Raw genomic sequence first — 9,865 nt, 5'->3', positions numbered from 1 at the left:
TGCACCAGAAGTAGCTAGTCTAACCTTCGGGAGGACGGTTACCACGGTGTGATTCATGACTGGGGTGAAGTCGTAACAAGGTAGCCGTAGGGGAACCTGCGGCTGGATCACCTCCTTAATCGACGACATCAGCCTGCTGATGAGCTCCCACACGAATTGCTTGATTCATTGTCGAAGACGATCAAGACCCTATATAGGTCTGTAGCTCAGTTGGTTAGAGCGCACCCCTGATAAGGGTGAGGTCGGCAGTTCAAATCTGCCCAGACCTACCAATATGCGGGGCCATAGCTCAGCTGGGAGAGCGCCTGCCTTGCACGCAGGAGGTCAGCGGTTCGATCCCGCTTGGCTCCACCACTTGCTGTACCTTGATCAAACTCAGAAATGAGCATTCGCGTCGAATGTTGATTTCTGACTTTTGTCAGATCGTTCTTTAAAAATTCGGATATGTGATAGATATAGACTGAACACCAGTTTCACTGCTGGTGGATCAGGCTAAGGTAAAATTTGTGAGTTCTGCTCGAAAGAGCAACGTACGAATTTTCGGCGAATGTCGTCTTCACAGTATAACCAGATTGCTTGGGGTTATATGGTCAAGTGAAGAAGCGCATACGGTGGATGCCTTGGCAGTCAGAGGCGATGAAAGACGTGGTAGCCTGCGATAAGCTTTGGGGAGTCGGCAAACAGACTGTGATCCAGAGATCTCTGAATGGGGGAACCCAGCCAGCATAAGCTGGTTATCTTGTACTGAATACATAGGTGCAAGAGGCGAACCAGGGGAACTGAAACATCTAAGTACCCTGAGGAAAAGAAATCAACCGAGATTCCCTTAGTAGTGGCGAGCGAACGGGGACCAGCCCTTAAGTTGATTTGAGATTAGTGGAACGCTCTGGAAAGTGCGGCCATAGTGGGTGATAGCCCCGTACACGAAAATCTCTTATCAATGAAATCGAGTAGGACGGAGCACGAGAAACTTTGTCTGAATATGGGGGGACCATCCTCCAAGGCTAAATACTACTGACTGACCGATAGTGAACCAGTACCGTGAGGGAAAGGCGAAAAGAACCCCGGAGAGGGGAGTGAAATAGAACCTGAAACCGTATGCGTACAAGCAGTGGGAGCCTACTTTGTTAGGTGACTGCGTACCTTTTGTATAATGGGTCAGCGACTTATATTCAGTGGCGAGCTTAACCGAATAGGGGAGGCGTAGCGAAAGCGAGTCTTAATAGGGCGTTTAGTCGCTGGGTATAGACCCGAAACCGGGCGATCTATCCATGGGCAGGTTGAAGGTTAGGTAACACTGACTGGAGGACCGAACCGACTACCGTTGAAAAGTTAGCGGATGACCTGTGGATCGGAGTGAAAGGCTAATCAAGCTCGGAGATAGCTGGTTCTCCTCGAAAGCTATTTAGGTAGCGCCTCATGTATCACTGTAGGGGGTAGAGCACTGTTTCGGCTAGGGGGTCATCCCGACTTACCAAACCGATGCAAACTCCGAATACCTACAAGTGCCGAGCATGGGAGACACACGGCGGGTGCTAACGTCCGTCGTGAAAAGGGAAACAACCCAGACCGTCAGCTAAGGTCCCAAAGTCATGGTTAAGTGGGAAACGATGTGGGAAGGCTTAGACAGCTAGGAGGTTGGCTTAGAAGCAGCCACCCTTTAAAGAAAGCGTAATAGCTCACTAGTCGAGTCGGCCTGCGCGGAAGATGTAACGGGGCTCAAACCATGCACCGAAGCTACGGGTATCATCTTATGATGATGCGGTAGAGGAGCGTTCTGTAAGCCTGTGAAGGTGAGTTGAGAAGCTTGCTGGAGGTATCAGAAGTGCGAATGCTGACATGAGTAACGACAATGCGAGTGAAAAACTCGCACGCCGAAAGACCAAGGTTTCCTGCGCAACGTTAATCGACGCAGGGTTAGTCGGTCCCTAAGGCGAGGCTGAAAAGCGTAGTCGATGGAAAACAGGTTAATATTCCTGTACTTCCAGTTATTGCGATGGAGGGACGGAGAAGGTTAGGCCAGCCTGGCGTTGGTTGTCCAGGTTTAAGGTGGTAGGCTGAAATCTTAGGCAAATCCGGGATTTCAAGGCCGAGAGCTGATGACGAGTTGCCTTTAGGCGACGAAGTGGTTGATACCATGCTTCCAAGAAAAGCTCCTAAGCTTCAGATAACTGGGAACCGTACCCCAAACCGACACAGGTGGTTAGGTAGAGAATACCAAGGCGCTTGAGAGAACTCGGGTGAAGGAACTAGGCAAAATGGCACCGTAACTTCGGGAGAAGGTGCGCCGGCGAGGGTGAAGGACTTGCTCCGTAAGCCCATGCCGGTCGAAGATACCAGGCCGCTGCGACTGTTTATTAAAAACACAGCACTCTGCAAACACGAAAGTGGACGTATAGGGTGTGACGCCTGCCCGGTGCCGGAAGGTTAATTGATGGGGTTAGCGCAAGCGAAGCTCTTGATCGAAGCCCCGGTAAACGGCGGCCGTAACTATAACGGTCCTAAGGTAGCGAAATTCCTTGTCGGGTAAGTTCCGACCTGCACGAATGGCGTAACGATGGCGGCGCTGTCTCCACCCGAGACTCAGTGAAATTGAAATCGCTGTGAAGATGCAGTGTATCCGCGGCTAGACGGAAAGACCCCGTGAACCTTTACTATAGCTTTGCACTGGACTTTGAATTTGCTTGTGTAGGATAGGTGGGAGGCTTTGAAGTGGGGACGCCAGTTCTCATGGAGCCATCCTTGAAATACCACCCTGGCAACTTTGAGGTTCTAACTCAGGTCCGTTATCCGGATCGAGGACAGTGTATGGTGGGTAGTTTGACTGGGGCGGTCTCCTCCCAAAGAGTAACGGAGGAGTACGAAGGTGCGCTCAGACCGGTCGGAAATCGGTCGTAGAGTATAAAGGCAAAAGCGCGCTTGACTGCGAGACAAACACGTCGAGCAGGTACGAAAGTAGGTCTTAGTGATCCGGTGGTTCTGTATGGAAGGGCCATCGCTCAACGGATAAAAGGTACTCCGGGGATAACAGGCTGATACCGCCCAAGAGTTCATATCGACGGCGGTGTTTGGCACCTCGATGTCGGCTCATCACATCCTGGGGCTGAAGCCGGTCCCAAGGGTATGGCTGTTCGCCATTTAAAGTGGTACGCGAGCTGGGTTTAGAACGTCGTGAGACAGTTCGGTCCCTATCTGCCGTGGACGTTTGAGATTTGAGAGGGGCTGCTCCTAGTACGAGAGGACCGGAGTGGACGAACCTCTGGTGTTCCGGTTGTCACGCCAGTGGCATTGCCGGGTAGCTATGTTCGGAAGAGATAACCGCTGAAAGCATCTAAGCGGGAAACTTGCCTCAAGATGAGATCTCACTGGGATCTTGAATCCCCTAAAGGGCCGTCGAAGACTACGACGTTGATAGGTTGGGTGTGTAAGCGCTGTGAGGCGTTGAGCTAACCAATACTAATTGCCCGTGAGGCTTGACCATATAACACCCAAGCAATTTGCTGACGCAGATTGCGGTGGTGAAGACGAAAGACCCGAAAATTCGTAAGACCACAAATATCGCATATCCGAATTCGCTGGGCTGTCCATCTGGACATTCTGGCAACAGAATTTCTTGACGACCATAGAGCATTGGAACCACCTGATCCCATCCCGAACTCAGTAGTGAAACGATGCATCGCCGATGGTAGTGTGGGGTTTCCCCATGTGAGAGTAGGTCATCGTCAAGATTCATTTCGCAAAACCCCTATCTGCGCATGCAGGTAGGGGTTTTGTCTTTGTGGGCAAAAAAACTGGACCTGCTCGAGAGCGGAGATGGCACCGGCTTCGCCGGTGTTCGCGGGTAAACCCGCTCCTACGGGGAAGGGGGCAACGCCAGGCAGGGCGCATACCCTCCAGGCCAATGTCGCCTCCCACAATTCGAGCCAGAACACTAGAATAGCCACCACGCACCTATTCAGAAGCGCCATATGTCCAATTCTGTCGAACCTGAAACCCTGGACCAGCTGCCGTTGGACGAGCTTGTCGCCTGCCATGAATGTGACCTGCTGCTGCGCAAGCCCGTGCTGCAGCATGATGAGAAAGCCCAATGCCCGCGCTGCGGCTACGAGCTCTATGCCCACCGGCACAATGTGGTCAATCGCAGCCTGGCCTTGGTACTGGCGGCCCTTTTGCTGTTCGTGCCGGCCAATTTCCTGCCGATCATGCAGTTGCACCTGCTTGGTCAGACTTCGGACGATACGGTCTGGAGTGGCGTGCTAGGCCTGTACAACTCGGGAATGCGCGGTGTTGCCGTAGTGGTGTTGCTCTGTAGCATGGTCATTCCGCTGGCGAAGCTGCTCTGTCAGCTGGCCGTGCTGTTGAGCATCCGCTTGAACTTCGGACGTGACTACGGCCTGGTCTTCTACCGCATCTATCACCATCTGCGTGACTGGGGCATGCTCGAGGTCTATTTCATGGGGGTGCTGGTGGCCATCGTCAAACTGGTGGACCTGGCCGAACTGACCGTGGGCCTTGGGCTGTTCTGTTTCATCAGTCTGTTATTGATCCAGGTGTGGCTCGAGGTGGTGATGTCGCCCCACCAGATCTGGAGTGCGCTATCGGGGGAGGACCTGCATGCGGGCGATTGACGCAGGCATTGTTGTCTGCAATGAGTGTCACGAGCTGAACAGGCAAGAGCCAGACAGCACTTCGCAAACCTGCACACGCTGCGGCGCTATCGTGCATGCACGCCGGCCGAACAGTATCGCGCGCACCTGGGCGTTGCTGATTGCGGCGTCGATCCTCTACATCCCAGCCAACATACTGCCGATCATGACCGTGAGTACCCTCGGTCAGGGCAGCCCGGACACCATCATGTCCGGTGTCATCACCCTGCTCAAGCATGGCATGGTGCCCATTGCGGCTGTGGTGTTCATTGCCAGTATCCTGGTCCCCACGTTCAAGCTGGTGGGCATCGGCTTGCTGTTGTACTCCGTCCAGCGGCGGCAACCGCTTTCGGCCCGGCAGCGGATATTGATGTACCGCTTCATCGAATTCATCGGGCGCTGGTCCATGCTGGATATCTTCGTCATTGCCATCCTGGTGGCAGTGGTGAATTTTGGCCGAATAGCCAGTGTCGAAGCCAACCTGGGCGCTGTCGCCTTCGCAACTGTGGTGATCCTGACAATGCTTGCCGCTTTAACTTTCGATCCCCGACTGATTTGGGATAACACGGAGTCGGATGACGACCATGAGTGACCTGCCAACGGCTAAAACCCGCCCCGCCTCGAACTGGTCGGCCATCTGGATCCTGCCCTTGATTGCGCTAATGATCGGTGGCTGGCTCGCGTGGCAGGCCTACCGCGACGCTGGCGTGGAAATTGAAGTCCGCTTCGAGTCGGGAGAGGGTATCGTCGCCAACAAGACCGAGGTCATCTACAAAGGCATGCCGGTTGGCAAGGTGAAAAGCCTGGTGCTCGACGCCAAGGGCGACACGCAGGGGGTAATCGCTACCATCGAGATGAACAAAGCCGCCGAGCCCCACCTGAATAAAGGTACGCGTTTCTGGTTGGTGAAGCCGAGCGTCAGCCTGGCCGGTATATCCGGCCTTGAAACACTGGTGTCGGGTAACTACATCGCTGTTAGCCCGGGGGAGGGGGAACGTACCAAACGCTTTGTGGCATTGAAGGTGGCGCCACCGCTCTCGGATTCTGAACCCGGCCTGCACCTGACCCTCAAGGCCGACAGGCTGGGCTCGCTCAACCGTGACAGCCCGGTGTTCTACAAGCAGATTCAGGTTGGCCGGGTGAAAAGCTACCGCCTGTCCGAGGACCAGAGCACCGTAGAGGTGAAAGTCTTCATCGAGCCGGCCTACGCCAGCCTGGTGCGCAAGCACACGCGTTTCTGGAACGCCAGCGGTGTCAGCATCGATGCTTCGCTTTCGGGTGTGAAGGTGCGCAGTGAGTCGTTGTCGAGCATTGTGGCGGGTGGTATCGCCTTCGCCACGCCGGAGTACCGCAAGGACAGCCCGCCCACCGATCCAAGCCTGCCGTTCCGCCTGTACGAGGACTTCGATGCAGCCCAGGCGGGTATCCGGGTAAAAGTGAAGCTGAGCGATTATGAAGGCCTGCAGGCGGGTCGCACGCCGGTCATGTACAAGGGTATCCAGGTGGGCTCGCTGAAAGCCCTGAAGATGGAAGACAACCTGGCCAGCGCTTCTGCCGAGCTGACACTCGACCCGCTGACCGAGGACTACCTGGTAGACGGAACACAGTTCTGGGTAGTCAAACCGTCGATTTCCCTGGCGGGAATCACGGGCCTGGAAGCGCTGGTCAAAGGTAACTACATCGCCATTCGTCCTGGTGAGAAGGGCGCACGGCCAGAGCGTGAGTTCGAGGCGCGTGCCAAGGCGCCGCCGCTCGACCTCAAAGCGCCGGGCCTGCACATGGTGTTGTTCGCCGACACCTTGGGTTCGCTGGAAATCGGCAGCCCGGTGATGTATCGCCAGGTGAAGGTGGGTAGCGTGCAGAGCTATCAGTTCGCCCGTAACAGCAACCGCATCCTGATCGGTGTGCATATCGAGAAGGAGTACGAGAAGCTGGTCAATGGTTCGTCGCGCTTCTGGAACGTCAGTGGGATCACCCTGACCGGCGGCCTGTCGGGCATCAAGATCAAGAGTGAGTCGCTGCAAACACTGATGGCCGGCGGTATTGCGTTCGATACGCCACGGCCCGATGTACCGCTGAAGCGACACATTCCACGCTTCCGCCTGCATGACAGCCAGGAGGCGGTAAACCGTGCGGGTACGTTGATCACCATCCGTGTAGAGCGTGCTGATGGCCTGAAACCGGGCACGGCCATCCGCTTCCGCGGCCTGGATGTGGGCAGCATCGAGAGCGTCGACCTCACCGATGACCTGCAGGCGGTGCTGCTACGGGCGCGCATTACCGAAGCGGCGGATCGTATTGCCCGTGCCGGTACGCAGTTCTGGGTGGTCAAGCCGGCCCTGGGCCTGGTGCGCACTGAAAACCTGGACACCTTGATAGGTGGGCAGTACCTGGAAGTGCAGCCAGCAGCCAAGAACCGTGGGCCACAGCGCGATTTCATCGCCTTGGCCGAAGCACCGCAGGTAGCAGGGCCAGAGGTCGGCCTGCCATTGACGCTCAGTGCGCCACGCCGCGGCTCGATCAAGCCGGGTGTGCCGGTTACCTATCGTGAGGTTACGGTGGGCAAGGTGACAGGCTTCGAGCTGGGCCAGAGCGCTGACCGCGTGCTGATTCATATCCTCATCGAGCCGCGCTATGCCGCCTTGGTGCGCAGCGGTAGCCGCTTCTGGAACAGCAGTGGTTTCGGTTTCGACTGGGGTCTGTTCAAGGGCGCTACAGTGCGTACCGAGTCGGTGGAAACCCTGATCGATGGCGGTATCGCCTTTGCAACGCCAGATGGCGAGCAGATGGGTAACCCGGCACGGCCGCAACAGACCTTTGCCTTGTTCGAAAAGGCCGAGGATGAATGGCTGCAGTGGGCACCGAAGATTCAAATCGCCAAGTGATGTAAAAGTAGGGCCGCCAAACGCGGCCCCGCTTTTTTGTGGGAGCGGCCTTGCGTCGCGACAGGGGTGCGTAGCGGCCCCTCGGCCTCAGCGCAGAAGCTGAGATTGCCGGGGCTGCCCCGCAGCTCTTCCGCGACGCAAGGCCGCTCCCAAAGAGATCAAGTACCACATGGAGCTGTGCCCGCAAGCATAAATCGCAGGCAACAAAAAACCGACCCTAGGGTCGGTTTTTCGACTAGCGCGTCGCTTAGGCAGCTGCAGCTTCTTTCAGCGCCTTGATGTGGCCATTCAGACGGCCTTTGTGACGAGCAGCCTTGTTCTTGTGGATGATACCCTTGTCGGCCATACGGTCGATTACAGGTACAGCCAGAACGTAAGCGGCTTGCGCTTTTTCGGCGTCTTTTGCGTCGATGGCTTTAACTACATTCTTGATGTAGGTGCGGACCATGGAACGCAGGCTGGCGTTGTGGCTGCGACGCTTCTCAGCCTGTTTTGCACGTTTCTTGGCGGAAGGTGTGTTGGCCACCGTCGAGCTCCTCGAAAGACTTTAGGTAAATAGCAAACAAAATAGGCCGCGAATCATGCCGATCAGTCGAGCGGATGTCAAGGCCACCTGCAAGGTTCCGCCGAGCGGTGCGCCAACAAGCGGGAAAGATTCCTTTCTGCTGCGCGACCTGTACACTCGGGAATTTTTGGCTCCCCTGCGAAGGCGCGGGAGTATCGCACATTCGGACGCTGTCTGGCAGCGTCCTCTGTCATTGGCGTGAATCTTTTCGATGAACCTGCTCAAATCCCTGGCTGCAGTAAGCTCGATCACCATGATTTCGCGGGTGCTGGGCTTTATTCGCGACACCATCCTGGCCCGCATCTTTGGTGCTGGTGTCGCTACCGATGCCTTCTTCATCGCGTTCAAACTGCCCAACCTGTTGCGGCGCATCTTCGCCGAAGGCGCATTCTCCCAGGCCTTCGTGCCGATTCTGGCCGAGTACAAGACCCAGCAGGGCGAGGAGGCGACGCGCACCTTCATTGCCTATGTCAGCGGCCTTCTGACCCTGGTGCTGGCCCTGGTGACCGCCATCGGCATCCTCGCTGCACCGTGGGTGGTGTGGGCGACGGCCCCGGGTTTTGTCGACAGCACCGAAAAATACGCGCTGACCACCGACCTGTTGCGGGTGACGTTTCCTTATATATTCCTGATCTCGCTGTCTTCCCTGGCCGGAGCGATCCTCAATACCTGGAACCGCTTTTCGGTGCCGGCCTTCACGCCTACCTTGCTGAACGTGGCGATGATCGCCTTCGCCGTGTTGCTGACGCCGTACTTCAACCCGCCAATCATGGCGTTGGCCTGGGGCGTGCTGGCGGGTGGCCTGGCGCAGTTGCTGTACCAGCTGCCAGCGCTGAAGAAGATCGGCATGCTCGTGCTACCGCGTCTGAACCTCAAGGACGCGGGTGTGTGGCGGGTACTGAAGCAGATGCTGCCGGCGATCCTGGGGGTGTCGGTGAGCCAGATCTCGCTGATCATCAACACCATCTTCGCCTCCTTCCTGGTGGCCGGCTCGGTGTCGTGGATGTACTACGCCGACCGCCTCATGGAGCTGCCTTCCGGTGTGTTGGGCGTTGCTCTGGGCACCATCCTGCTGCCGACCCTGGCCAAGACCTACGCCAACAAGGACCGCGAGGAGTACTCACGGATTCTCGACTGGGGCCTGCGCCTGTGCTTCCTGCTGGTGCTGCCCTGCACCCTGGCTTTGGCCATTCTTGCCGAGCCGCTGACCGTTGCGCTGTTTCAATATGGCAAGTTCAGCGCGTTTGATGCGGCCATGACCCAGCGGGCGTTGATCGCCTATTCCGTGGGCTTGCTGGCGATCATTCTGATCAAGGTACTGGCACCTGGCTTCTATGCGCAGCAGAATATTCGCACGCCGGTGAAGATCGCAGTCTTCACCTTGGTCTGCACCCAGCTGTTCAACCTTGCCCTGGTCGGCCCGCTTGCACATGCCGGCCTGGCATTGGCGATCAGCCTCGGTGCCTGCCTGAATGCCGGTTTGCTGTTCTGGAAGCTGCGCAGTCAGCAGCTGTTCGAGCCTCAGCCTGGCTGGGCAGTGTTCCTGCTCAAGCTTGTGTTGGCGGTGACGCTGATGTCGGCAGTACTGCTGGCGGGCATGCACTATATGCCGGCCTGGGAGCAGGGCATCATGCTTGAGCGCTTCCTGCGGCTTGGGGCGCTGATCCTGGCGGGCGTCGTGACGTATTTTGGCTGCCTGTACCTGTGTGGCTTCAGGCCCCGGCATTTCGCTCGCAAGGCCTTGCACTGAGGCTTTTGGCGGGTCAGGC

The 9,865-nt window shown here is 56.8% G+C and carries 5 protein-coding genes, 2 tRNA genes and 3 rRNA genes (1 of these 10 running past the window's edge); 9 read left to right on the top strand and 1 reads right to left on the bottom strand.

The genetic code is table 11. From position 1 onward, the window contains the following. The 8 genes from AA098_RS24420 to AA098_RS24385 form a co-directional block, all read left to right on the top strand. Nucleotides 1-118 (top strand): 16S ribosomal RNA (locus AA098_RS24420) (it extends 1,419 nt beyond the left edge of the window). Between the two features lie 77 nt (nt 119-195). Next, nucleotides 196-272: transfer RNA gene (locus AA098_RS24415), tRNA-Ile, on the top strand. 6 nt (nt 273-278) lie between these two features. Next, nucleotides 279-354, top strand: a tRNA-Ala gene (locus AA098_RS24410). A 234-nt stretch (nt 355-588) separates the two neighbouring features. Then, nucleotides 589-3,481 (top strand): 23S ribosomal RNA (locus AA098_RS24405). Between the two features lie 131 nt (nt 3,482-3,612). Further along, nucleotides 3,613-3,728: ribosomal RNA gene (rrf, locus tag AA098_RS24400) — 5S ribosomal RNA — on the top strand. Together the 16S, 23S and 5S rRNA genes with 2 tRNA genes alongside form the textbook arrangement of a ribosomal RNA operon. 240 nt (nt 3,729-3,968) lie before the next feature. Continuing rightward, nucleotides 3,969-4,628, top strand: coding sequence for a paraquat-inducible protein A (locus AA098_RS24395; RefSeq protein WP_003247631.1), 660 nt, complete (start codon nt 3,969-3,971; stop codon nt 4,626-4,628). Beyond that, nucleotides 4,615-5,238: a paraquat-inducible protein A gene (locus tag AA098_RS24390; protein ID WP_003247629.1), complete on the top strand. Its 624-nt coding sequence runs from the start codon at nt 4,615-4,617 to the stop codon at nt 5,236-5,238. Before AA098_RS24395 ends, AA098_RS24390 begins: the two co-directional genes overlap by 14 nt. Further along, nucleotides 5,231-7,531, top strand: coding sequence for a PqiB family protein (locus AA098_RS24385; RefSeq protein WP_003247627.1), 2,301 nt, complete (start codon nt 5,231-5,233; stop codon nt 7,529-7,531). The genes AA098_RS24390 and AA098_RS24385 overlap by 8 nt, the downstream gene beginning before the upstream one ends. Nucleotides 7,532-7,778: 247 nt before the next feature. Here AA098_RS24385 and rpsT read toward each other — a convergent pair whose 3' ends face one another. Then, complete coding sequence (gene rpsT / locus AA098_RS24380) at nt 7,779-8,057, bottom strand: 30S ribosomal protein S20 (protein WP_003247625.1); 279 nt, start codon at nt 8,055-8,057, stop codon at nt 7,779-7,781. Between the two features lie 250 nt (nt 8,058-8,307). Between rpsT and murJ the strand changes: the two genes are divergently transcribed. Continuing rightward, a complete protein-coding gene (gene murJ, locus AA098_RS24375; protein ID WP_003247616.1) occupies nt 8,308-9,846 on the top strand; it encodes a murein biosynthesis integral membrane protein MurJ in 1,539 nt (512 codons plus the stop codon). Nucleotides 9,847-9,865: the final 19 nt, after the last annotated feature.

It is taken from the genome of Pseudomonas sp. JY-Q (genome assembly GCF_001655295.1).
GTDB classification, from domain to species: domain Bacteria; phylum Pseudomonadota; class Gammaproteobacteria; order Pseudomonadales; family Pseudomonadaceae; genus Aquipseudomonas; species Aquipseudomonas alloputida.
This window is presented reverse-complemented; position numbering and strand designations above follow the sequence as displayed.